We start from the raw sequence: 25315 nt of genomic DNA, 5'->3' as shown, positions 1-25315 counted from the left end.
ACGATGATGATTAGTTAACATAATATTAAATATGTAAAACATTTGGCTTTTTCCACAAAAAAAGATCCGCCATATTGGCGAATCCCTCTTAAGTTTCATTTTATCCTTCAATTAAACCTTTCTCGATCAGAAAATCACGAGCCACATCTTCCTCAAGCATAGCATCTACATCCACTTGGGCATTGAGGTTCTGCATTTCCTCCTCCGTCAGGAAGCCTTCCAGCTCATTCAGTATCCCCTCCAGCTCTGGGTACTGTTCAAGCGTATCTTGTCTAATCAATGTGGAAGCGTCATATGGAGGGAAGAATTCTTTGTCATCCTCCAAAATAACAAGGTTATGCACCTTAATCTGCGCGTCCGTTGCATAGGCATTCGTTACATCCGTCTCGCCTGCTTCAATGGAGCGATACATAATCCCGTGGTCCATCCCTTTTGATTCTTTAAAGTTCATACCATACAGCTCCTGAATTCCAGGATACCCGTCATCACGATCGAGGAATTCGAACTCTACTCCAAGCACCATATCTTCGGACACTTTTGCCAAATCACTGAATGTCTTCAGATTATGTTCTTTGGCAGTCTCCTGGGTAACCGCAAGTGTATACGTATTATTTATGCCATAAGGCTCCAAAAATTTAAGTCCATCCGCTTCAACCAGCTCGCGGGTTTTATTCAGCGTTTCTTCAGCAGTCCCCGTCTCTTCCTGATAATAGCTGGCTACAATGGTTCCTGTATATTCGGGATACAGCTGGATTTCGTTATTCTCAAGCGCAGTCCAGACCACATTTGACCCGCCTAGATTTAATTGACGTTTAACGGTAATATCCGTACGATCTTCAATGAGTAGTGCAATCATATGTGCAAGAACGACATTTTCCGTGAAATTTTTCGAGCCGATCGTGATCTCTCCTGCGGAATCACCTGACGCTCCAGACTCCCCTGATCCATTGCTGCATGCACCCAAGATTAAAGAGGCAGCAAGCAGTAGTGCCATTCCTGTTCCAAATCTGAATTTCTTCATTTTGTTTCTCTCTCCTGTTCTATATGCGATGTGTATTATTCTTGTTAAACCTTCAGACCCTTTGGCGTTGTTCCCTTCTCAACCAGCCCCAATACATAATCAATGATGAGTGCAAGCAATGCCGCCGGTATAGCGCCAAGCAGTGTCAATGCGTCGATGTTGCGCTGAATACCAAGGAAGATGAACTCCCCAAGTCCCCCTGCTCCGATAAAAGCCGCAAGAGTGGCTGTACCTACGTTAATTACAGTGGCTGTTCTTATCCCAGCCATCATGACACTAAGTGCGAGCGGGAGCTGGACTCTGAACAGAATTTGCATATCCGTCATGCCCATGCCTCTGGCAGCCTCAATAACAGCAGGATCTACATCCGTAATACCTGTGTAGGTGTTGCGAATAATCGGCAGCAAAGAATATAGAAATAGAGCAACAATAGCTGTATTCATGCCGATTCCAAAAAACGGGATCATAAAACCGAGCATAGCGAGGCTCGGAATGGTCTGCAGGATTCCTGCTGTACCAAGCGTTACGCCTTTAAGAAACTTAACTCGTGTAATAATAATACCGAGGGTAATCCCGACCACCGCAGCAATCAGCATTGAAATCACCACAAGCTGTATATGTACGAGCAGCCCACTCAGCACATCCTCACTTCTTGCCTCGAGCTGATACATCAGCTGTGAAAATAACGACTGATCTCTCATGCGAGCACCTCCTTCTCTCCAACCCATTGAGAAGCAAAGGCAGTCAGCAAGCTGCTTCGGGTGACGATTCCAACAATGACCCTATTCGCGTCAACAATAGGGATAATTCCATATGGAGCTTCATTAATGATGGCCAGCGCATCTCTTGCGGTCCCTGAATCTTCAAGTACGACCGCAGCCGGATGCATGACCTCACCGATCGAAGCTGCGTCCATATGATTGGACAGGTCATAGGCAGACACAATGCCAAGCAGCTTCCCATCTTTGTCACCCACTAGCAATGTATCTGTCTTGCGTTGTCTCATCATCGTAATTGCTTTGGCAGGCGTCCGATCCGGCAGAGCGGTTGACGGATTATCCCGCATCACATTCGTTACCGGAATGTATTCCGGATTCTGATAGATCCGATTCTTCCCGATAAAGCCTTCAACAAATTCATTTGCCGGCTGGCTCAGGATCTGATCCGGTGTATCGATCTGCACGAGTTCACCATCCTTTAGAATGGCGATCTTATCGCCCAGCTTGAGTGCTTCCTCCATATCGTGCGTTACAAACACAATCGTTTTCTTCAGATTCTGCTGCAGCTTCAGCAGCTCATCCTGAAGCTGCTCCCGAGTGATGGGGTCAAGTGCGCCAAAAGGCTCATCCATCAGAATAATTTCTGGATCTGCCGCAAGGGCTCTTGCGACACCGACCCGCTGCTGCTGTCCACCGGATAGCTGTTTGGGATATCGCTTGGCGAATACTGCAGGGTCCAGACCAACCAGCTCCAGCATTTCAGTAACCCTCTGTTTTTTCTTCTCCGGGTTCCACTTCTTCAATTGAGGAATCAGGCCAACATTATCTTCAATCGTATAATGGGGAAATAAACCGGCTTGCTGAATGACGTAGCCCATATTTTTGCGTAGAGTTACGGGGTCTTCTGTTGTAATATCCTTTCCATTGACATAGATGCGACCGGACGTATGCGGAATCAGCCGATTGATCATTTTCATAGTCGTCGTTTTCCCGCAGCCACTTGGTCCAATCAATGCCAGAATTTCTCCTGCGCCGATCTCAAAGCTGATGTTCTTGACTGCTTCTAGACCATTCGGATACTTCTTGCTAACCTGTTCAAATTTAAGCATAAATACCTTCTCTAACCTCCTGCTAAGTCATATACCGAAAAGCGTGCTTTTCTGCCTCTGCTCCGCTTAGTGAGTAGATATAGAAAAGAAAGCTTTTGGACTAGACATTACTATAACAGATATATATTTTACTAACAACCTTTATATACTAGATAAGTTGTATGTATTTTTATGGTAATTAAGCTGTATTTCTATTAAATTCCTGAATAAAACCACTCATTGGACCAAAAAAACACTTGAATAAACCCTTAGGTTTATCAAGTGTTTTGGCATGTACTCATCGTAAGTTTATTATTTTGTTGAACAAAACATTCTCTGTTATAGTTAACATAATATTTATTATGAAAAAAAGATAATCACTAAGGATTGTTAAGCAGGCTGACAGATGCTATTCATAAAGACATAAAAAAAGCCTACAGTTTGTCATTCCGTGTAGATCGCAAGATTTTCCAGTGTGGACCTTAAACCTATGTCGTGATCCTCCTTCTGTATACCTTCAGGTACGTTTTCACAAATGATAGTAACCTTCGTGCCTTCTGAAATCGTTTCAAACAGCCATTTCTGTATCATCTCACCTGAGAATGCCGTGTCCTCGGAACTGAAGTTTACCGATTGCACAATTCTTTTTTCTGGAACCAATTCTAAAAACTTGCCTTGGGATACGTCTGTGTTATCCGAAGTCTTACCAGGGAGGTCGTGATCCATTTCATACGTGAGGGTGATTCTATATGTTCCGCCTACGCGGGGATCAAACACGTCAATACGGCCTGACATTCCTTTCGGTGGTAGCCAAGTAACCAGTGCTTCCGGGTTCACGAACGCCTGATATAGAGTCTTTGGTGATGCCTTAATCACTCTTGAAGCAGTATCTGTTCTCCTGTTCATTGACTTATTATCCATAATAAATCCTCCTAATACATTCTATTTATATTTAAATTATCACATAAGAATGGAGGGTCAAACTATCTTGTATTAATTGTAGAGTTGAGCTACCCAAATAAAATGAGAAAGGCACCTTCTCTCATCATGAGTGAATGTGCCTGATCTAATTGACAGCTTATCTACTTTTCTCCAAATCCTTAAGGATATTTATTGTTCCGGTTGCATTTTTTGATTGATAAAATGGGCCGTCCGATCGTACATTTTCTCGTCACCCACTGCCACGATAACATCATCTTCTCTTAAAACAACATGAGGTCCAGGCGAGATGGAGACCTCGGTTCCCCTGCGAAGCGCAATGATAGTTGCACCAGTATTTTGCCAAAAAAACAAGTTACCAATCGTGTTGCCGATCACATGAGAATTGGCCTTAATCGTAATTTCCACAGGCCGGTAAGGCTTCAAATTCTGCATTCGATCCGATGCCTTAATAATTTCGTTTAACAGCTCCTCAAACCGCTCATCAATCGCCTTCTTCTCTTCAAGCAGTGACTCCAGGTCTTGCTTTAGCGAATAGGCTGATTTCAAATAATTATGTTTCGTAATATATTCATGAGCCAGCTGCTCTGACAAAACGATGATCTCCTTGCCCTGAGATACAGAAACGATATTTTCTTCCTTGAGTAAGCCAATCGCTTTGCGGATGGTCTCTGGAGATACATGGTATTGCCCAGCCAGTAGAGAACGCCCGGAAATCTTGCTATGACGGGGGAATTCTCCGCTTACGATCCTTTGGGCAATATCTAGAGCAATGGATTTATATCCGGCCTTTTCCTGCATTGTTACTGTCGTCCCCTTATCCTACACGGTCAATTATGGTTGAATGCTTCACTTGTAAATGGATTTCTATATTTTATCTGATTCATTAAGGGATATCAATCATAGCAATGCGTTATGAATTACTTAAAATGTTATCGTCTATATTTAATTAGAAGTTTGTTTACATAATATTTATTACGAATACTAGATCTTTAATCTTCTCCAACATGAATATAATCAGGGACGACAATATCCAGCATCGCCATCGCCTGCTCCTTCTCCCGATTCGTTACGTGAGTGTAAACGGTTGTCGTCTGAATCGACGAATGACCAAGCAATTCCTGCACTGTACGCAAGTCTGCGCCTTTACGAAGCATCATTGTAGCAAAGGAGTGCCTGAGCTTATGACTTGAGTATGATACGTGCTGCGCAGGAGGTACATCTTGCTGAAAACGCTCAAACGCTTCGGAAGCAATTAACTGTATCGTACGAATGGACAGCCTTCTCCCCTGCTGGGATACGAACAAGGCATCCTCCTTCGACTTTCGAGGCTCAATCCGTTTATTCATTACCTCCTTCAATACTTCACCCACAGCATCAGGTACAGGGAGCAGCCTCCACTTACGACCTTTGCCGAATACACTCAGCGTTTTTCTATCGGCGTTGTAATCACCTAAGTTGAGCAAATGCACCTCACCTACTCGCAGTCCCATATAGCCCATTAGCAAAAAGATCGCCATATTCCGTTCCCGGTATTTCCCTTCTACCGACGCCATGAAACGTGATAGATGCTGTTCATCCATAAATACAGGGACTCTATTCTTCTCTGTCTTGGATTTCTTAATTCCGGCCGCCGGATTAACGGTAAGGAGCTCAAGCTCAATTAGAGCTTTGAAAAAACAATTCACGGCTGCATGCTTCCGATTCCTCGTCGCATCGCTGATGCCCCGGTCACGTGCCTTGGATAAGAAGGACAGCACCTGAAGCCGTTTTACCCGATCGATCGGTTTCCCATCCAGCGTGTCTAAAAATTCAGATACATCACTCTTGTAAGATTTCACGGTATAACCTGTATAGCCCGCATCCTTCAACCAGATGTCGAAAGCCTCGAGCTCCTCAGCATAAGTTTCCTGTATGTAATCTGTCATCATGCGCGTCTTCACCACTTTCTTAGCTGCTATTAAACTGACCAAGTGATCGAGTGTAGATATAAAAATAGATTAAATCAAAAACTGCGTATAATTTATATTATACGCAGTTTTTTTACGGAAAGAAAGCGGAATATAATGTCGTAATATAGTTGTTAGTTGCAATGAATATTAAACTGCTATCTCCCTGCTCACCTACCCTTCGACAATTAATTAATGTAATTCTGATTCCTACAAAAAACAGCTGTCAACTTGACCAGCTGCTTCTAAAGTTATTTAGGATGACCTATAGATTATTTCAGCTCACATATTAAATCTCCCTATGGCTTTGTTCTTTCGTATCATTCAGACGTATTGCTCAACCCACCCTTTTATTTGTGAAGCCACTTCGGTTACATTCGTTTCCGTAGTATCAATTGTAGGCATGGGTGGATTATAAGCCTCGCCAGCAATCTCAAGCAATCGTTCTGCAAAGTTAAGATGATTCTGAATCTCTTCCTCAGACCAATTTCTTTCACGTAGACGTTTCTCGCGAGTTTCTTCATTACAATGTAGGTTGAGATAATATACATGCTTGAAAAAAGAATAGTCTGCACATTTCTCAATATCCCATGGCATCATGGTTCCGCATATAATCGTCATACGTCCACTCTCCGCGATGTTTCGGGCAACTCTCAGCCAAATATTTCGGATCTTCTCCCAATCGTGCCCAACAAAATCAACAAGATGATCAGGGTCAAAAATATCAAAGTCAGGCATTAATCTCCGCAGATCCTGAATTACATAGGATTTCCCAGAACCGCTTGCTCCCGTTACGATAAATAAAGGTAATTTACTCTCCATTGGTTCAACCTCGATTCATCCTATTTAAGCTGTTAGATCTTCTTTGCAAAATAGATCCACAATACAAAGAACACAATCAAAACAAAAAATAAAGCAGCCATTAAGGTATAAAATATCATCGTGTTGAAGAAACCGGCGATAACAGAGGCCATCCCAAGACCTACAAGAATGATGACCATGCTGAGTGAGCTGGCACTCTGAAGAATCACTGCATTCCGCTCGTCGTTCTCTTCGATATACAGCTTCTTCAGCTCTGCTTCATTTTTGCTGGCTTTTCTATACTTGACGAGGAAAAAAACAATGCATAATTCAACACCGATAAAAGCTCCTGTATGAAACCCTTTAATAAAACTGGGTAATTCGGGCAGACCCCCTCGATAAAACACAAGTCCTGCATAGATCAATAACATGGCAGCAGCAATTAATAATAGAGCGTTCTTGCGGGTTGTTACTTGAATCTTATACTTCTCCATTACATTTCCTCCACTTCGCTGAAATCAAACACTTCTTCAATGGTAAGTCCAAAATATTGGGCAATTTTGTAGGCAAGAACAAGGGAAGCCGTATATTTTCCCGTCTCAAGTGAGGTAATGGTTTGTCGGGTAACGCCTACAATGAGCCCTAGTTCCTCTTGCGACAGCTTATGTTGCTTACGCAGTTCAGCAATTCTTGTCTTCAATTGACCACTTCCTTGCAATGTTTACTTTGCATATTTAGAATAGTTTACTTTGCATATTTAGAATAGTTTACTTTGCATTTTATGTCAAGCATACTTTGCATTTAATCTGCTAATCATATTTAATCCATGGATTTTCATTACTAAATCTGATCACTTCTGGACATTTCTCTCGGGAACAAGTAGTTTAGTATTGATACTGTTTAAGGAGGAGAAGGATGATTTATTTACATACTTTTTCATTTCCGAATGATGACATGGAATTTGACTTTTTCATGAATATAAAGAGAACGTGCTATGACTCGTTTTATCCCTTCAAAATCCTGTCCAAAAATGGCTTACAGGTCATTGATTTTGAGCCGGTGACAATATTATATGGCGGGAATGGTTCAGGGAAATCCACTGCACTCAACGTGATTGCAGAGAAAACGGGAATCCAACGTGATTCCATCTATAATAAATCTAATTTTTATCCTGATTATGTGCGTATGTGCGAGATGCATACGAGAGCAGACATTCCAGAACATAGCAGGATTATTACTAGTGATGATGTATTTGACTTCATGTTGAATATCCGAAATCTTAACGAGGGGATTGATCATAAGCGGGAAGAATTGTTCGATGAATATTTGGATGCGAAATATTCGCAATTTCAGATGAGATCTATGGAAGATTACGAGCAGTTGAAGAAAGTGAATGCAGCCAGAAGTAAAACACAGTCCCGATATGTACGAAGCACTTTGATGGATAATGTGAGGGAATATTCTAATGGGGAAAGTGCCTTCCGCTATTTCACTGAAAAAATCGGAGAAAATGGACTTTATATTCTGGATGAGCCAGAGAATAGTCTCTCTCCACAACGTCAGCTGGATCTTATGAAATTCATTGAAGATTCTGCTCGTTTCTTTGGCTGTCAGTTTATTATCTCCACACATTCTCCATTCCTGCTATCCCTAAAGGAGGCGAAGATCTATAACCTGGATGAAAATCCTGTGAAGGTGAGACACTGGACCGAATTAGATCATGTTCGCACATACTATAAATTCTTCAAAAAGAATGAGAATGCCTTCAATTAATCAGATAAATGGAACAATCCTCCACTCCCCTGCGTCAGTTCTTATATGACAACCCTTTGGAGGTCGAAAATGCGATTATCTATAACTGGTCTCACTTTATTATTCATCCTCATGCTGCTGTCTGCTTGCTCTTCCAACGTCGATTACACACCGGATGAGATCATTAAGACGGAGGAATCGGTTACCGCAATCAAAAGAATTGATGATTATCAGATAAGACTGAAAACAAATTCAGTGAATGAACAAACGGCTCAATTGCTGCGATTTCAAGCTGGTCTCCGATATGTGGGCAGCGAATCTAAGATAGAGATCATGCATGGCTTTGATATACACCGAATTGATCTGCAAATAGACGGCGAATCTATTCTTCCACCGAGTTCCTCTGAGAGTATTGCTATACCTACCGTGTTGACTAAAAATGAATGGCTTGAGGAGAACATGGAATTGTCAATGAGTGAAGATCAGTTTGAGCGGATGATCAAATCAGACGGGGATATCGTTCTGTATTCCTATTATTTTGAGGATGGCAGAACCAAGGTGGAGAACATGACCCGAGCGCTTAGCATTAAAATGTCCGACAATTTTCAATAATGAACTAATGCGATAGCTTGGCACACACCTCACCAAGAGAACCCGGCCGGATCTATGGAATTCATACAGCAGAAAAAACAGCAGCGACAATTAGTCACTGCTGTTATGAACTGGCGTTTACCCTCACCCGGGATAAAAGCAACTATTATTCTTACGTCAAAGCATTCCAATACGTTACGCGATCCAGCGGAAGACGAGATTTAGGCAATCCAGGCTTCGCTGCTTTACCGATTGAAATAAGCATGACCGGAATCAGGTTGGATGGAATGTTAAACTCTTCGATGAGTCTTTCATGTGAGAAGCCACCCATCGGTACACTATCGTAACCTCTTGCCTTCGCAGCCAGCATCAGCTGCATGGACACCAGACCTCCGTCAATCTCAGCTGTACTCCGAGCTATTTCTTCTGACATCGTACGGTAATATTCTAGCATTCTTGGTACGTAAGCATCCCGAGCTTCCTGAGGCATGCCCAGCTCTACAGAACGATCATAGATCTCATCTGCCCGTTTATAAGCTTCTTTGTCGCCTAACACAATAATTGTCGCTGCGGAATCCACGACTTGTTGCTGGTTATTTGCGATCGGCTTGAGTGTCTCTTTGACAGCAGGATCATTAACGACAATGAAGCGCCATGGCTGCAGGTTGGAAGAAGAAGGTGCAAGCACGGCATCTTCAAGAATGGCTGTTAGTTCTTCCTCCGAGATCGTAACACTCGGATCATAGCTGCGAATGGACTGGCGTTCGCGAATTAACGTGAAGAAATCAGTTTGTATATCTTGGGTCATTTTGTATGCCTCCCTAATATCTGTAATTATTATAATTACGAATTGAAACGAAAATAATATAATGCAAAATTAAATTTTTGTCAACTTATTTGAACCCATATCGTCTCTATATATTATTTATAATGCTAGAACTCCGTGAATCAAGCTCTGCCCGTTCGCTTTGCCTTATACATCGCTTCATCTGCAATCTTCAGCAATTGAGTTACATTGGATGCATCACTCGGATATATACTGACACCCGAGGAATACGTAATTGGAATTTCCGTATTCTCGTTACGAAATGAATGCATAGATAGCAAGGACAGACGCTGATTAATGAATTCATCCACTTCCGCTTCAGACACCTCAGCACAGCTGATTATTAGTACAAACTCATCTCCACCCATTCGAGCTGCCAGATCATTTGGACCAGACATGTCCTTAAAGATGCGAGCAATATGCTTGAGATACAGATCACCTATGAGATGACCGTACGTGTCATTAACCGGCTTAAAATTATCCAGATCAATTAATACGAGAGCGAACATATCGTGTTGTGCTATTTTTCGCTCAAGGTATTCCTCCATTGCTGCTCTGTTATATAGATCCGTTAATGAATCGTGAAGTGCAAGATGCTTATATTCTTGTTCTGATTCCAGCAGTTTACGCTCTGTATTCTTGAGAGAGGTAACGTCCGTCAAATGCATTACGAAGAGCTCTTCATTCAACCCCTCCACCAAATCCAGATTCATGATGAGATCAACATGATCCATTCGATCACTATCCACTCTCATCTCCCAGTGGGTTGTTCCTTCACGCTGCTGATCTAAGGAAGCCAGTACTTCTGGAAGCCTGATCCCATTATTGAACTCTATATGCTGGGGAATCTCCTCGGCTTTAATTCCTTCAAACCAACGTTTTGCCTTAGGATTAAGCTCTCTTACGATCCCCTGACGATCCAGCAGCATAATGGCTGTAGGAGCTGACTTGAAGAGAATATGAAACAATTTGCGATAATCCGGCATGATATGGTACTTGCCTATCTGATGTCTTAATACAACCGCCCACATGAGATAACCTACAAAATACAAAATCATGGAGTATCTTGTGTTTATTAACATGGATTGCAGCATTAATGTCACCAGTACGAACCAAGCGAACAGCGAGAACAAACCGAGAAGTAAGGAGCGGGATGCTTTTTTTACTTTCTGTTCCTTCGTTCTATACCAGGTTACAGACAATATCACCGCAGACAGCAGAATATATCCGGCTACAAATAAGAGAGTCATCAGCAAAAATAACGGATCCAACGGACTTCTTCCATCAGTTATATCGACGTTATATAATTGCTTATGATCCATCGTCATGAGAAAAATAAGCCACAAGGTAAAGGGAGCGGCATAGATGATTGGTAACCGCCGCTTCAAATGCTGTGTCGCAGATCCGCCCATCAGAATACACAAATGTACTAAGAAGCAGATGACAAACAGAAGCATGGGCGCACTTCCATATAGAACAATCTGCATCTGATACTCTGGAAGCAAGGACGTCTTGACGTATTCCCCCAGAAAATAAAACAGAAAAGCAAGCATCAGACAGGCAGCTATTCGGTTCAACATACTCCTCTTGTTACGATGAATTAAGGTAATCGCCATATATAAGAAAAAATAAGTAGGAAGCAATATTGTTAGAAAATCCATAAATCGTTCGTTCATTGTTAGATAATCCTATCACGTATGTTAAATTATTAGATGTCCAATACCGCCTTCAAGGTCGATTGTATCGTTGGATATTTAAATTCAAAGCCTTCTTCGAGTATCCGTTCTGGTACAACCCACCTGCTCTTCAGTACCAACTCTGTCTCCGTTCGAATAACAATAGCACCCATCTCCAGCATCCACTTGGGCGTTGGAATCCCTACAGGGACACCTAGTGTCTTCCTCATCTCGTGCATTAGTTCACGATTGGTCACAGGGTACGGAGCCGACGCATTAAATACGCCTATAAGATCTTCACGGCTCTGTATATACTGCACTATGCGGAACAGATCCTCGACATGGATGAAGCTGAATTTCTGATTACCTGGCCCCTGCTTGCCCCCTAGCCCAAATCGCGTCAAATAAATATAAGGTGTCAATACACCTCCGCCCGGTCCGAGCACAATAGCAATACGAAGAGCAGCCTGCCTAGTATGAGGCAGTTCATAGCTAAAGAACGCTTCCTCCCATGCCTTAGCCACCTCGACAGAGAATCCCGTGCCGAGCTCACCTGATTGTTCCGTCATCGGTTTGTCTTCAGCATGACGGTAGATCGTTGCCGTACTTGCGTTAATCCACAGGGCCGGGGGCTTGCTGCATTGGAGTACAGCCTCTCCAAGAATCCGAGTTGTACGCGTACGTGACTCTGTAATCTCTTTCTTATTTGAGTCATTGTATCTGCAGTTTACCGATTTACCAGCCAGATTTATTAACAGTTCGGCACCATCCAGGGCATGGCCGATTCCGGTACGATCTTCCCAAGAAATATGACCTTGCTGTCTAGAGATGATGAACACATAATATCCCAGCTGCTCAAAGCTTTGTTGAAAATACTGACCGATAAACCCGGTCCCTCCTGCAAGTACGACCTTCTTCATACGCTCACCTATTTTCTCTATGATAAATTATGAAATAGATTCACTCATAAGTTCAAAAGTTCAAGCCAATCCCGATGATTCAAAGAGGCAGTAGACTCAGTTTGTCCGACACCACAAACATTGCTAGAAACAGGAGAAACAGCACGGGCTGGACTGCAATAAATAACACCGTAGGATTAAGCAGCTTGTTAAACCGGTATACATATTTCGCAACAATGATAAATACCGCTGTCAGGATTACAGCGATCCCAATACCGATCAGGATCATTCCTGCTCCAGGACCTGGCACCGCTTGCCCTATCCTAGGCAGGTATTTCATGACGAGCTCGAACCCTGCCGCTCCTCCTGCATATAATAGAATAAGGCCGATGATATACCGAAGCCTTGATACATATTGCTCTGATAACTTAATCAGTTTGGATACGACGATTGCGTTCCCCATTACAAAGACTATAAAAAAGATGGAGAATGCGATGGTATCCACATTCACTTCCGACGTATAAAGGTCCACTATTTTCATCTGCTGTCATTCCTCTTGTTGTCATATGTTTATGTTCCCTTGCTGCGTACACTGTAATATCTCATTGCTCTGGGTACACCTTGTATCTCTAATTTGCCGCCATAGATCAGCTCTCTTAGTCGGTATTCAATGAACGCATCGCCTGTATACTGTCCGGAATGTCCGATCACTTCGCCAATGACTCTAGCAGCCTTCAAGAACTCCCCATTGGGCTTATCCTTTTCAAGTATACGAACCTTCTCCAATATAAAATCATCAAAATAGGTCACCTCTGCAGAGAGCAGCTCACCAAATGCCCATATGCGGAGCAGATTTGAGCTCTCCGACAAAGAAAGCCATTCTTGTTCATAACATCGCCTTTGTTCGTCTGTTACCAAGACATGCTTGGTTGGATCACGATACACTCGCGATAATTCCTTTGATGAGATCTCTCCCGTATGGGAATAGAAATGTAATACACCCGGCTGATCTTCCTTCTGTTCATTCGCGGCTGGAGCATCCAGTATATATAGATTGTTAGAGCGATCCTTTAATAACCAGCTCACATATCGCATTCCAGTCTGCTCATGTGCATTATTGCTGCACCAAATATATATCGCGGCATCTTCAGGTAGGGATTCAATAGAACGATAACCCCCGTCCCTGACATCCTCAAATTTTGGATCCAGATGCTGACGAAACCAGGCTCTTCTCTCCTCTCTTCCTTGTTCTTCATGAAGCCGCCATATCGGCCCTATAGAGAACACATCATGAAAAAGGATTATTCGATCGGTTCCGTGGGAACCATTCTCTTGAATCATCTGCCTCACACTACCAGCAGCAGATACTCCTAATACGATATGTATATTTTTCGTGTTCTCATCCGGCATCCAGCTCTGTTTATGAGCTAGCTGCTGGTTTTGAGTATTCAAAACCGCCTCATAAATGTTCAGCATTCGATCATACAATTGTTCCTTCAAGATGTCTTGCTCTTGTGCCATCTGCATATAAATCATGAAGTGAAGCATCAGGGTCCTGAGTTCGGATTCGTTCATCTGCTCAACGGTCCGTTTTAATTGATCGAGATCAGGCATCTGGCGTTTCCCCCTTTTTTTACACATTTGCCTATCTATTATAAACGCGCTTTAGTAGAAAAAGTATCGTTATCGTTAGAAATAAGCCCCCCCACTTGTTGTAGAAAAGCATCTGAAACAAAATAGAAGAGATTGCCACAGCAATCCCTTCTCGCTCGTTAATTCTCTTATTTTGCATCATAAGATGCTTGGAACTCCTCAATAACCTGTGATCCGCCTGCTTTTAGCCATTTATCGACTTCTGCCTGCCAGCCGGCTTCGTCAATCTGTCCCATAATGTATTTCGTTTGGGCATCACTGATTAAGAGTTCAAGCTCATTGCCTCTTTCCATATAGGTTGCGGATGTCAGATTCAGACTGATGTTCGGAACCACATATTTGGCGTTCTCCTTCGCCATCGCAGTCCCTTTTTCTCCTTGAGGCGTATCCTTCAGCGGCTTCACATGATAGCCCTCGATATTGAGCAGATTGTCGCGATATGGCTTCACCTGCTGCTGGAACAGGGCAAAATCAATAAACTCCGTCCGGCCATCGTCCGTTTCCTTATAATGCACATCCTTGACGCCTCTCATCAGCAGTGTCGAAGACGGCTCATCCAGCAGTGCATTCATAAATTCAAGCACTCGCTTCAGCTCTTCCTCTGACTTCACCGCCTGCTTCGGAATGGCCAAGAATCCATTATGCCCTGGCTCACCAGCAAGTCTTATGCCTTCGGATCCTGTCCATGCCGCATTATCTACGACATAGCTTGGGTCGGTTGCAGTAAGCCGCTCATACTGACTCTTCAGAGCTTGGGCGACTGCATTTCCAAGACCGGCACGGCCTGAATCGAACAGCTTTCCTGTTTCCGTACCGTCCATCACGGCAAAATCCTGATTAATCAAGCCTTCGGCATACATCTGTCTAAACATATTAAGCACATCCACATACTGCGTAGTCATGAACTCAGGTGTAATTTTACCATCGACAAGCCCCCATTTATTTACCCCACCGATACTAACCGCAAGACGTGTCGTTACCGCAGAATGTCCCGTATTGTAGCCTTTGTCGAGCACAAATCCATAGGTGTCCTCCTTACCGTTGCCATCCGGGTCCTTCTGTACCATCGCCTTCTGCAGCTCATACCACTCATCCAGATTGTCCGGCAGTTCCATACCCAAGGTCTCGAGCCAATCGCTGCGGTAGTTATAAGAAGCACGTCCCATGTCACGGAATAGCGGAATGCCGTATATTTTTCCTTCTACAGAAATGTTGTTATAATGATTCGGGTCTTGTGCCTTCAGATTTGGATAATCGTCAATATAAGGTCCCAGCTCCCAAAAAAGACCGGATTGCAGTGCACTTATTACAATGGGTACGTAATTCAGCTTCATAATCATGGGCATTTCATTGGAAGCAATCATGACACTGACCTTCTCATCATAAGCAGAGGACGGAACCCACTGAATACTAAGGTCCGTATTCGTATATTCCTCAATCGCCTTCTCTACATCACCGCTCTCTGGAATTTCCCCCACCTGGACAATCGCCATACTGATGGGAAACGGACCGTCTCCATCAACAGCTGCACTGCCATCATCAGAAGTACCGCATCCTGCAAGTAATAAGGTGGTGGACAGCGACACTACACAAGCTCCTCCAAGTAAGCGCTTAACTTTTTTCAAAAGTTATCTCCCCTTATCTATTCATTTTAAGATACATATTCATTGAGGCGACTCAGCACATATCAGCCTTTAACCGAACCAAGCATAACTCCTTTTACAAAATGCTTCTGTAAAAACGGATAAACGAGCAAAATCGGCATGGTAGCGAACACAACGACCGCCATGCGAATCGTGAGCGGCTGAATATCCAGATCCTCGAACGCGGTAGAATCCCCGATACTGCTCTGAGCTAGGATGACGATCTCACGCAGGTACACCTGGATGGGCCATTTGGTATTATCGTTGATATACAGGACCGCACTGAAGAAAGTGTTCCAATGATCCACAGCATAGAATAGTGCAAATGTAGCAATGGCGGGACCCGAGAGCGGCAGCACAATCCGGAAGAAAACGCCGATATCCGTACATCCATCGATCTTGGAGCAGTCCTCCAGCTCGCTCGGAATCTGCTGAAAGAAATTTTTAAGTACAATCAGGTTAAATGCGCTGATAGCACTCGGAATGATGAGCGACCATAGTGAGTTGGTTAAATGCAGGTTCTGTACAACAAAATAAGTCGGAATCATCCCCCCGCTGAACAGCATCGTGAACAGCACGCCGAGCATAATATATCTACGTCCTTGAAGCCGAGGTCTGGAGAGCGGATAAGCCACCAGACAAGTGAACACGAGATTAAATAGCGTACCGACAATGGTGACATAGATCGTGACACTTAAACTGCGGATCAGCGTATTGGTTGAGAAAATATACTGGTACGCAGACAGTGACCACTCCTTCGGAAAAAGAATCAGTCCCCCCTTAGCCACTTCCTGCGGCGCTGTAAACGAGACAGCAATGACATAGATAAAGGGCAGCACGGCTGCCAGAGCGGCTATTGTAAGCAAGATATAATTAATCACATCAAACATACGACTCGCTGCAGTTTTATCCTGAACCATGTGAGAACACCCCCTTCTCTTATATTCCCTCCTTTAATAAACGCCTTCTTCTCCGAACCTTTTGGCCATCCAATTGGCTGAGACGACCAGCACGAGAGCCACCACGGACTTGAACATGCCTACCGCTGCGCTATAGCTGTACTGCCCCTGGAGAAGCCCTTTGGTATAGACGAATGTATCGAACACTTCGCCGACATCCCGGTTCGTAGGGGCCAGCATAAGGAAGATCTGTTCGAATCCGGTATCCAAAAAACTGCCAAGCCGAAGAATTAACAGAATAATGATGGTGCTCCGAATCGCAGGCAGAGTTATGTGCCATATCTGACGCCATCTGCCTGCTCCATCCATCCGTGCGGCCTCATATAGCTGCATATCGACACCCGTTAGTGCCGCAAGGAAGATAATCGTTCCCCAGCCCACTTCCTTCCATATTTGCTGAGAGACAATAACCGTTCTGAACCATTCTGCATCCAGCAGGAAGGCAATTTTTTGACCCGTCAGCTGATAGATGAGCTCATTAAGAATTCCGTTCTCCGTCGTCAGCAAAATATAGCATATCCCTACCACAACGACCCACGATACAAAGTGCGGAATATAGATGAGCGTTTGTATAAATCGTTTAAAGCCTTCCCGCCGGATCTCATTCAGCATCAAAGCAAGAATGATCGGCGCCGGGAAGAAGAATACCAAATTGTAAAAAGCGAGCAGAAACGTGTTGCGGAACAAGATAAGAAACTGCGGATCACTGAACAATCGTTCGAAATGCTTCACGCCTACCCATGGACTGCCGAAAAACCCAAGATGCGGTTTGAAATCCTGAAACGCCATAATCAAACCATACATCGGTACGTATTTGAAAATAAGAAAATATAGGATACCAGGTATAAGCATGACATACAGCCATTTATCTCGTAGTAGACCTGCTATGGACAATGATCCCTCTTTTCGCATTCTCATCATGACCGCATCCGGCTTGGCATCCGCTAATTCTGACCGGTACTTGATGATCTTCCTCCCCCTTCTGCATTAGATTAGGGATAATTATACAGATCAACACGATGACAGGAAATGATCATTTCATAACCTTTCATTCCGTTGTTGTAGAATTCAACTCGCTAGTGTCCAATAACTTCCACATAACCTTCGGTATGCAGGATATAAGGTATAGTCAATGCGGACCCGAAGCTCATCGCTAACGTTCAGGTTCTAACTTGGGCTCTCGCTCCCGCTTCAGTTCCAGTTCCCGCTTCAGTTCTGGCTCCGGCTTCGGCCGCTCTGTGCTTCGTTCATACTGCTCCCGATATTGCCCTGGCGTCATTCCTGCCCATTTGCGAAAGGTTCGTATGAAGGCACTCGTATTGCCATACTTCAGCCTGCGTCCGATGTCGGACACGAGCAGACTCGTGCTCTCCAGCAGCAGCTTTGCCTGGCTCATCCGATAGGAAGTTAAATATTCACTGAATGGCATGCCGACATCTTTCTTAAATACTCTGCTCAAATAAAAAGGATGGTAATTCAATTCAGCAGCACACGATTCCAGCGTGATGTCCTGATCAAATCTGGTATGAATCATTTCCAGCATACGGCTCGCAATCCTTACCTGCTGTTCCTCCGCCTGCCGTTCCATTGCACGAATAATAGGCAGGAACAGCTGCTGCTCGAACCAATAACGGATATCCTCCTTTGTATTCAGCTTGGTCAGCTTGGACAGCAGCTTCTCTCCGCTTAAGGTGCCGCCAAGCTGTAATTTCAGCTCTTGTGTCTGTGCTGTTTCAATAATTCGCATGGCCAATTTAATGAGAAGGATATTGAGCTCCGGTTGAAAGGCCCGATTTTCGGTAATTTCGTTCAGATAGAGGTCCATTGCCAGCGAGAGCTGATCCTGCTCTCTTTTTCTCAGTGAATACAGAATATGTTCTTCAATCTCCCGCAGCTTGGCATATGGGGTTCTGCTGTCTGAATGGTCTGTTCGATGTGGAGTGTAACGTATAATTCGGCCCGCATCCGGTACCATCCGCTGCCTTAGGGCAGAGGCGGATTCCAGATAAGCTTCAGGAGCAGCAGACAGATCGAGGAAGGAGCGGCTCAGACCAATACTGATTTGCAGCTGCAAGTAACTCTCGATCTGTTCCTTCAATTTCACCGCCATTTGATAGAATAGTTCCTCCCCTTGCGCTTCCTCAGCTCCAGAGGGCGGCTCTATAAGCAGCGTTACTTGAGCATGTTCCAGAATAACCGGAGCAAATCTATAAGCCGGACTGATTAGCTCTTCTACCATATTATTTATGGCATACAGCAGCAGCTCCAGATTATGCTCCTCATACTTGCTTAAATGGAAGGTATCAATCTGTATCTTCATCACCGATAAGGCTTGCCAAGACTTCGGGAAATCACATCTGGAAGATCGCTTCACAAATTCATCCGCCTGTATTCGATTAGATAGCAGCATCAGCATCAGTGATTCACTCATATGCTCTGTATGCGTAGACAGCTGTGCTTGAAGCTCTGTTCTTGAGGAAGAGAGTCTGCGAATGCTTTGTTCTATATAGTGGAGTTCATTCGAACCAGCACGCTGGGCATTCTGATCGGGCTCGATATCCGTCTGGCGCGAGTATTCGAGCAAGCGATGAATCGGCTTGTACATGCGCCGGCTCCAAATGTAAGCGGTAACAATAATAACAACTAAAACGATGCCACTCACCATGGCTGTAATCCACGCGATATGCTGTGTTTGCTTGGTTATGGCCTCAATAGAGGAGACAGACACATGAGTCCATCCGTAAGAAGCCGAATGAAGATAGGTTACGTTATATTGACCGCCGTCCACTTTGGTCCGAAATGAATGGGCTGCAGTTTGCTTTTTCATTTCAGAGTTTTTTAGACTGCTGAGCACCTCCGTGTTGACCGCTGAATCCAGCTCATTTTGCCAGGAGTCCGGGATGGAGCCAAGGATTAGCCTTCCTTCGGCATCGATAATATATGGTGATCCCAGCTCTGATGCCCTCGATAAACGTTCTGCCATGTGCTTTTTAGGCATCTTCACGACGATAAGACCTTTTGGACCCGTACGCATAGGGAACAGGGGGATTTTTTGGACCCACGTTGTATAGATTCCGCTGCTCGATGTATCCATGAACAGGCTGCTGTCATGGGAAGCATATTTCATGATTAAGTCTCTATCCTTGAATTGATCCAGGCTCTGAAAGCGATCCAATCCTGTGACCGTACCATTCCCGAGATGGATAAAATAAGCCTCCGAGGTCATGACTGGGGTTTGCAAATTAGACAAAGCCGAAGACATCTCTCGAATTTCCTGAAAATGAGTGGGTGTCCAATTCTCTTGTAACGCTTGCTTCATCAGGGGGGAGTTCGCTAGCTGCAGTGTAGAGCGCTCTAGTCCTTTCAGCATGTCATCAATCTGCTGTTCGTTTTGCCGAAGCAGCTGCGTGTTGCTGGCTAATACCTTCTGTTCGACATCACCAGCGGCAATGTAATAAGATAAGAAGCCCATTGTCAGGACCGGAATCAGTCCTAGAAGCAAGCTGAAACGCAGCAGATGCATCATATAAGTAGGCATAAACTTGGCTCCTCCCTTTAAGCTCATAATATATTCACCCTAAATGTGACTGTTCCTGGAATTTACAGCCAGCAGATGAGCAATATATTCCATAAATTGGTGGAAAAACCTCTTATGACGCAACAAATGAACTGATTTTTGAACTAAAAAAGCACCACTGCATAAGCAGTAGTGCTAATTCATACAACGAACTGTCAATTCCGTTACTGCATAGTTGCGGGCACCTTTACTCCCATCAGCCTGCCTTCTGCCTGTATAATAATCATTCCGTTTGTCTTGAGGGTCGCCTCATGCAGATCAGCCCCTGTTTTGACTCGGAAGACGGGTTTAGTTGTCATCATATGAATACCGAGCAGGGTTCCGTTACGCTGTGCCATATAGATTTCATTCCCGTACACATCAATATGAGCCACAGGCGCGTCCCCATACCATCCAATCCTCTGACCGTTCGCCAGCTTAACGCCGGCTAAATTCCCTGAAGCATCCTTGAATAGGAGTCTTTCCTGCACAACTCCGAGCATGTCCAAGCTGTCTCCATCAGGACGCTGTAATCTGCGGAGCGGGTCCTCTCCAGCCTTGTAGCTGTTAAAATTGTATACTGCGACCTTATCGCCTTGCTCAATGTACAGCTTGTCCCCTGCAAGGTATGCATCTCCCGAATAGTAACTATACGGTGGTTCACCAGCCAGCTTCCACATGTACTCCCGGCTTCCCTTCTTCACACCGGTCTTCAGGTTAAACGCATTTACGATCACCTTGCGATCGGGCAGAGACTGATAATCCGTCAGCATCGGTGAGTAATAGTCTATCGAATACACGAGTCCGTCTTGGATCTTGAGTGCTTCACCTTGGCCAAAATCTTCCCACAGCTCTTTTCCCGTCTTCTTGTCGTATGCATTTAGTTGAATGGATGTGAGTGCTCCTTGAACTAAGAAGGTTCTAAGCACCACGCCATCGGCTTCTTCGAAATAAGCAGTACCGTTTCCTTCGGCCTTCTCTTCATCCACCTTCCACTTGAGTTTGCCTGATAATTTATCAAATGCAAAGGTGGTACTGCCATTGATCGCATATAATGTATCGGAAGTGGGGATTAACGCTTCCGTCCGTTCCCATGCATCAACATAAGTGGATGACTGTGCCTGCCATTTTAATTTACCCGTCTTTGCATGGAGAGCATAAGGCTTCTTATCCGTTGTCATCCCATATAGGATCCCTTGATCATACGTGATGAGTCGATTCAAATGTCTTCCGTTACCGTAACTCCATAGCCGTTTACCCGTTTGTGCGTCAAGTGCGATCAGCTTATTGCCGGAAAATGCAAACACTTTACCCTCTTCAGCGATGGCCTGAACTCCTGTACCCTGGCTCTGCTCCAGACCACCATCAACTTGGAGTGTCCAGGCTGGTTTCAATTCAGGGACTTTAATTGTAGAACCGGAATACCAGGTGCGTACAGAAACATCTGCCTTTTCTGCACTAATGATAGAAGTTGGCAGGATATTTGCACCATGAATAGTCAGTACGCCAGCGGTTATAAATGCAATTACTCTCCTGATCCGCTTCTTTTTATATTTTATGGTCCTATCATTTTTGTTAGAGCTAACCATCATTTATCCTCCCCAAACCTCTAATATCGTGACTAGATTACATTTGCCCTCATCATGGAGCAGATAAAGCCGTTGTGCCAAGATTGAAAATGCCGCTGTCGTTTGGATCATCTACTATCTTGCTAGCAATCTGTTCTCCGGATTCGTCGTAGCCCTTAATCTCATAAGGCATGTCTGCTGATGAAGGAAGAAACACGAACCATATGCGCTCATCAGGTCCCGCTTCAATTTGCTTCGCCTCATACCTTCCGTCTTTTATCGTCTCAACCGTTATTCTTACAACAGAGGGATCAAAAAGGTATCCGAATAACATTGGAAACGGAGTCGAAACGCCCTTAAGTTCAGGCAAAATCATATAATGGACAGCAGAAGGTTTATCAGAAGCTTCGCTGTTTGAGAAACCACCTCCCCATACCCATTTCCAGCCGAGCCGGGTTTTTCGGACATATTCGACCTGTAAATTCTCGCTATCTTGTCTCGTGCTTGTCTTGAATAGCAGCATCCCTTCGTCCACAGGCTCTTGATGTATGACATACGGAGATGAACTGCCACCTCTAAATTGTTCAACTGCCTCTTCCGGTGTCTTGCCGATTGGAATTTTCAAAAAATCATCATTCATGCCAACTGCCTCTGATAATAGGCGATCAGCGATACCGCCCGGCCTTTCAATCACAAAGATGGCTGCATAAAAGATGGCTGCAGAGAGTAGAATGACGGCTAGAATTGTGAATATCATCATACGGCTGCGTTTCGTTTGCTGTGTCATTCTGATCTCCACCTTAGACTTATATTTTCAGATGTTACTGTAACGACGGAGGATTCCACGTATTCATAATTCAATATATCAAACCCAAATCCTTCCATACGTATCTATTAAAAGGAGCAGATGATTGAAGTTGATTGAAGTTGATTGAAAATCTATAAAAATTAGATGGGTTTCGCAAGTTAGTCCATTGCCCGAATCAAACCATGGATGCTATAATGAAATCGATTTACTAAAACGGTTTCGTTAACGCTTTCTAAATCCACTATATTTATACATACTTGAGGTGACTTATGAAATATAACAACCCGGTTATCAAAGGCTTCTACCCTGACCCGAGTGTCTGTAAAGTAGATGATACCTACTATCTTGTTACCAGTTCATTTCAGTTTTTTCCCGGTGTTCCGCTCTTTGAGAGTAAGGACCTGATCAATTGGAAGCAGATCGGACATGTACTCACTAGAAAAAGCCAAGTCATGCTGGATAAGGTGAACAGCTCAGGCGGCGTTTTTGCCCCTACCATACGACATAACAATGGCCGCTTCTATATGACTACCACAAACGATACGACCCATCAGAATTTTTATGTCTGGACAGATGATATTTATGGGGAGTGGTCTGATCCGATCTATATTGATCAAGGTGGTATCGACCCGGATCTGTACTTTGAAGACGGCAAAGCCTACTTCATGAGCAATGGAAGCGACGACGACGGTACAGGTGTTATTCTTCAATGTGAGATTGATATCGAAACAGGCCGCAAATTATCTCCTAGCCTCCCTATTTGGAAAGGTACAGGGGGGCGTTTTCTTGAAAGCCCGCATATGTACAAAATTAATGACTGGTACTATTTATTAGCCGCTGAAGGTGGAACGGAATTTGGTCATATGGAGACCTATGCCCGCTCTTCTTCACTTCACGGTCCTTTTGAACCCTACGCGCATAATCCGGTTCTGACGAATCGTAATTTGGGTGGTTATGAAGTTCAGGCCGTTGGTCATGGTGATTTGATTCAGAATCAGGAGGGAAACTGGTGGCTCTTCCACCTGGGCTTCCGCCAGATTGGCAAATGGATCCCTTACCACCACTTGGGACGAGAAGTCTTCCTGACGCCGGTTACTTTCGGTGAGGATGGATGGTTTACAGCAGGACATAACGGGACGACATTAACTAGCTTTGAGACTAACCGGATCCCGGAGCATGTTGTGCAGAATGAGAAGAAAGAGTATACCTTCGAGAATACGGAATGGAGCCTGGACTGGTCCTATCTTCGTCACCCACACTTCGAGAATTATGAACTCGGAACGGATAAAATGACGCTCAAAGGGACTGAAGTTACACTAGATCAAGCTGAATCACCTACCTTTATAGGCATAAGACAAAGAGATTTTAATGCAACCATTTCTTGTGAGGTTGCCGTTACAAACGGTGAAGCTGGCATCACACTCTATATGGATGAGAACCACCGTTACGATCTGGCAATCCGTCAGTGTGAACAAGGCTATGAGGTGATTGAGCGTCTTAACATTGGGGATATCAAAGCGATTCAAACGACGATACCTCTGCCAGACAGCAATCACGCCACACTTATCGTTGAAGCTGTCCATGAACGCTATAGTTTCTTCCTTCAGCAAGGAGATCAACAAATCCCGCTAGGAACAGCCCAAACGAAATACCTATCCTCAGAGGTCGCTGGAGGATTTACGGGTGTAGTCATTGGTTTATATGCTTGTGGTAAAGATGCATCTGCTGAGTTCACGAAATTCCGTTGTAAATACGAGTAAGCTTACGTTAAAAAAGGGGCGGCTGCATAAGTGCAACTGTCCTTTTTTGCGTGTTATTCCGAATGTTCCTTCATTTTCTTACTATCTATGTATATTCGTAAGCTTTCAAAGACGAGCAGAAGTAATTCACACAATAGCTTCCAAATGATCATACACACGAAGAAAAACAAGATTCCCCCTATCATACCAAGTACGTAATTTGGGGCTTCTACACTCGAATAAATGTGAAATCCAGTTGACTCCGTGATCGTAGTTGGAAATAAGACGGATACGGCCTTTCCGAAAATATAAGAGTAATATAGCGCGATAGCTAGTCCGGCATAAAATACTAATGAAATCAGATATTTATAATCGGTATCTCCTAGAGCAAACCAATTGATCATTTTATTTTACTCATAATGACAAGCTCCTTTTTATGTAACATTCTACCATAAATGTAGTCATTATGAATCATACATGGTGAACAGCGGAAAAAGAGCCCTCATCTTCTGAAGGCTCCTTGTTGAAATCGAAATCGTCATCATGATAATGGTTACGTTTTATGCGTTTTTTTCCCCCTCATTTACATCTCCGATAATTTGCTGTGCAGTTCTGAGAAGGTCTAGTAAATGTGTACAATTCTATAAAAAGTAGATGATAGTTTAATCATATCGATAGAACGGTGCATAAATTGAAAATATGATGCAGGATGGGAGGTGCAAGTGATGACTAATTCTGTTCAAGGAACTTCCTATGATAATGGTTCTTCCAAAACCCTCGGTGTCATTCTAGTATTGTTTATATTGCTTGTAATTATTGTTAAAGCTTTTAAATGGTCTTAATTTGAAAATAAAAATGTGACTCCTTCTGTCAAAGTGGGAGGTGAAAAATATGAACGAAATGGTTAAAGAGTTTCTTAAAAGAAAAAAATAAAAGTTGTCGTTTTGAAACCAGGTGAAAAAGCACTTGTCGTATGTAAACATCGTTGTCACCACAAAGATCATAACAAGCATAAAAGATCTTAATCTTGATTAGGTTGACTATTCTTTAATCGAGGCTGGATAGCTCCAGATTTATGAAATAACACAATAAAGCACTAACCTCACGATTTAACGAGGTTAGTGCTTT

Annotated in this window: 23 protein-coding genes; 3 read left to right on the top strand and 20 right to left on the bottom strand. The window is 43.8% G+C overall.

Annotated features, from left to right (window positions below; all coding sequences use genetic code 11):
- Positions 1–100 precede the first annotated feature (100 nt).
- The 9 genes from TCA2_RS11070 to TCA2_RS11030 all read right to left on the bottom strand — a co-directional run bounded on the left by TCA2_RS11070 (position 101) and on the right by TCA2_RS11030 (position 7217).
- Positions 101–1021 carry a glycine betaine ABC transporter substrate-binding protein gene (locus TCA2_RS11070; protein ID WP_047911692.1) on the bottom strand — a complete coding sequence of 307 codons (921 nt, stop codon included), beginning with the start codon at positions 1019–1021 and terminating at the stop codon, positions 101–103.
- Positions 1022–1065: 44 nt separating this feature from the next.
- Positions 1066–1722 (bottom strand): ABC transporter permease, encoded by a 657-nt coding sequence (locus tag TCA2_RS11065; RefSeq protein ID WP_047911691.1) that lies wholly within the window; start codon positions 1720–1722, stop codon positions 1066–1068.
- Positions 1719–2849 (bottom strand): ABC transporter ATP-binding protein, encoded by a 1131-nt coding sequence (locus TCA2_RS11060; protein ID WP_047911690.1) that lies wholly within the window; start codon positions 2847–2849, stop codon positions 1719–1721. Before TCA2_RS11060 ends, TCA2_RS11065 begins: the two co-directional genes overlap by 4 nt.
- Positions 2850–3272: 423 nt before the next feature.
- Positions 3273–3749, bottom strand: coding sequence for an SRPBCC family protein (locus TCA2_RS11055; protein ID WP_047911689.1), 477 nt, complete (start codon positions 3747–3749; stop codon positions 3273–3275).
- A gap of 189 nt (positions 3750–3938) precedes the next feature.
- Entirely contained in the window at positions 3939–4568 is a 630-nt protein-coding gene (locus TCA2_RS11050; RefSeq protein WP_047911688.1) for a TrkA C-terminal domain-containing protein, read from the bottom strand.
- A gap of 191 nt (positions 4569–4759) precedes the next feature.
- Positions 4760–5698 carry a tyrosine-type recombinase/integrase gene (locus TCA2_RS11045; protein WP_047911687.1) on the bottom strand — a complete coding sequence of 313 codons (939 nt, stop codon included), beginning with the start codon at positions 5696–5698 and terminating at the stop codon, positions 4760–4762.
- Positions 5699–6040: 342 nt separating this feature from the next.
- Positions 6041–6538, bottom strand: a complete 498-nt coding sequence (locus TCA2_RS11040) for an AAA family ATPase (protein ID WP_047911686.1) — start codon at positions 6536–6538, stop codon at positions 6041–6043.
- Between the two features lie 32 nt (positions 6539–6570).
- Positions 6571–7011 carry a hypothetical protein gene (locus tag TCA2_RS11035; RefSeq protein WP_047911685.1) on the bottom strand — a complete coding sequence of 147 codons (441 nt, stop codon included), beginning with the start codon at positions 7009–7011 and terminating at the stop codon, positions 6571–6573.
- Positions 7011–7217, bottom strand: a complete 207-nt coding sequence (locus TCA2_RS11030) for a helix-turn-helix transcriptional regulator (protein ID WP_047911684.1) — start codon at positions 7215–7217, stop codon at positions 7011–7013. Before TCA2_RS11030 ends, TCA2_RS11035 begins: the two co-directional genes overlap by 1 nt.
- 215 nt (positions 7218–7432) lie before the next feature.
- On the opposite strand from TCA2_RS11030, the gene TCA2_RS11025 reads away from it, so the two are divergent.
- Together TCA2_RS11025 and TCA2_RS11020 are read left to right on the top strand one after the other, a co-directional pair.
- The gene (locus TCA2_RS11025) at positions 7433–8290 is read left to right on the top strand and encodes an AAA family ATPase (RefSeq protein ID WP_047911683.1); all 858 of its coding nucleotides are present in this window, start codon (positions 7433–7435) and stop codon (positions 8288–8290) included.
- A 69-nt stretch (positions 8291–8359) separates the two neighbouring features.
- On the top strand, positions 8360–8881 hold the full coding sequence (locus TCA2_RS11020) for a hypothetical protein (RefSeq protein ID WP_047911682.1): 522 nt from the start codon (positions 8360–8362) through the stop codon (positions 8879–8881).
- A gap of 151 nt (positions 8882–9032) precedes the next feature.
- Here the strand turns inward: TCA2_RS11020 and TCA2_RS11015 are convergent, their stop codons facing one another.
- From TCA2_RS11015 to TCA2_RS10965, 11 genes are all read right to left on the bottom strand, one after another.
- Entirely contained in the window at positions 9033–9668 is a 636-nt protein-coding gene (locus TCA2_RS11015) for a nitroreductase family protein (protein ID WP_047911681.1), read from the bottom strand.
- Positions 9669–9808: 140 nt separating this feature from the next.
- Positions 9809–11266 (bottom strand): diguanylate cyclase domain-containing protein, encoded by a 1458-nt coding sequence (locus tag TCA2_RS11010; protein WP_238546353.1) that lies wholly within the window; start codon positions 11264–11266, stop codon positions 9809–9811.
- Between the two features lie 128 nt (positions 11267–11394).
- On the bottom strand, positions 11395–12282 hold the full coding sequence (locus TCA2_RS11005) for a TIGR01777 family oxidoreductase (RefSeq protein ID WP_047911679.1): 888 nt from the start codon (positions 12280–12282) through the stop codon (positions 11395–11397).
- A 79-nt stretch (positions 12283–12361) separates the two neighbouring features.
- The gene (locus TCA2_RS11000; protein WP_047911678.1) at positions 12362–12802 is read right to left on the bottom strand and encodes a hypothetical protein; all 441 of its coding nucleotides are present in this window, start codon (positions 12800–12802) and stop codon (positions 12362–12364) included.
- A gap of 29 nt (positions 12803–12831) precedes the next feature.
- Entirely contained in the window at positions 12832–13875 is a 1044-nt protein-coding gene (locus TCA2_RS10995) for a DUF1835 domain-containing protein (RefSeq protein ID WP_047911677.1), read from the bottom strand.
- Positions 13876–14042: 167 nt separating this feature from the next.
- Positions 14043–15539 carry an extracellular solute-binding protein gene (locus tag TCA2_RS10990; RefSeq protein ID WP_047911676.1) on the bottom strand — a complete coding sequence of 499 codons (1497 nt, stop codon included), beginning with the start codon at positions 15537–15539 and terminating at the stop codon, positions 14043–14045.
- A 62-nt stretch (positions 15540–15601) separates the two neighbouring features.
- Positions 15602–16477, bottom strand: a complete 876-nt coding sequence (locus TCA2_RS10985; protein WP_047911675.1) for a carbohydrate ABC transporter permease — start codon at positions 16475–16477, stop codon at positions 15602–15604.
- Positions 16478–16510: 33 nt separating this feature from the next.
- On the bottom strand, positions 16511–17437 hold the full coding sequence (locus tag TCA2_RS10980; RefSeq protein ID WP_047911674.1) for a sugar ABC transporter permease: 927 nt from the start codon (positions 17435–17437) through the stop codon (positions 16511–16513).
- A gap of 232 nt (positions 17438–17669) precedes the next feature.
- Entirely contained in the window at positions 17670–20054 is a 2385-nt protein-coding gene (locus TCA2_RS10975) for an AraC family transcriptional regulator (RefSeq protein WP_047911673.1), read from the bottom strand.
- Between the two features lie 203 nt (positions 20055–20257).
- Complete coding sequence (locus TCA2_RS10970; protein WP_238546352.1) at positions 20258–21664, bottom strand: PQQ-binding-like beta-propeller repeat protein; 1407 nt, start codon at positions 21662–21664, stop codon at positions 20258–20260.
- 49 nt (positions 21665–21713) lie between these two features.
- Positions 21714–22427 carry a hypothetical protein gene (locus TCA2_RS10965; protein WP_047911671.1) on the bottom strand — a complete coding sequence of 238 codons (714 nt, stop codon included), beginning with the start codon at positions 22425–22427 and terminating at the stop codon, positions 21714–21716.
- Between the two features lie 290 nt (positions 22428–22717).
- Here TCA2_RS10965 and TCA2_RS10960 point away from each other — a divergent pair, with 290 nt between their 5' ends.
- The gene (locus TCA2_RS10960) at positions 22718–24208 is read left to right on the top strand and encodes a glycoside hydrolase family 43 protein (RefSeq protein ID WP_047911670.1); all 1491 of its coding nucleotides are present in this window, start codon (positions 22718–22720) and stop codon (positions 24206–24208) included.
- Positions 24209–25315 lie beyond the last annotated feature (1107 nt).

Origin of the sequence: Paenibacillus sp. TCA20 (assembly GCF_000732325.1) — a bacterium.
Lineage (GTDB): Bacteria > Bacillota > Bacilli > Paenibacillales > Paenibacillaceae > Paenibacillus > Paenibacillus urinalis.
This window is presented reverse-complemented; position numbering and strand designations above follow the sequence as displayed.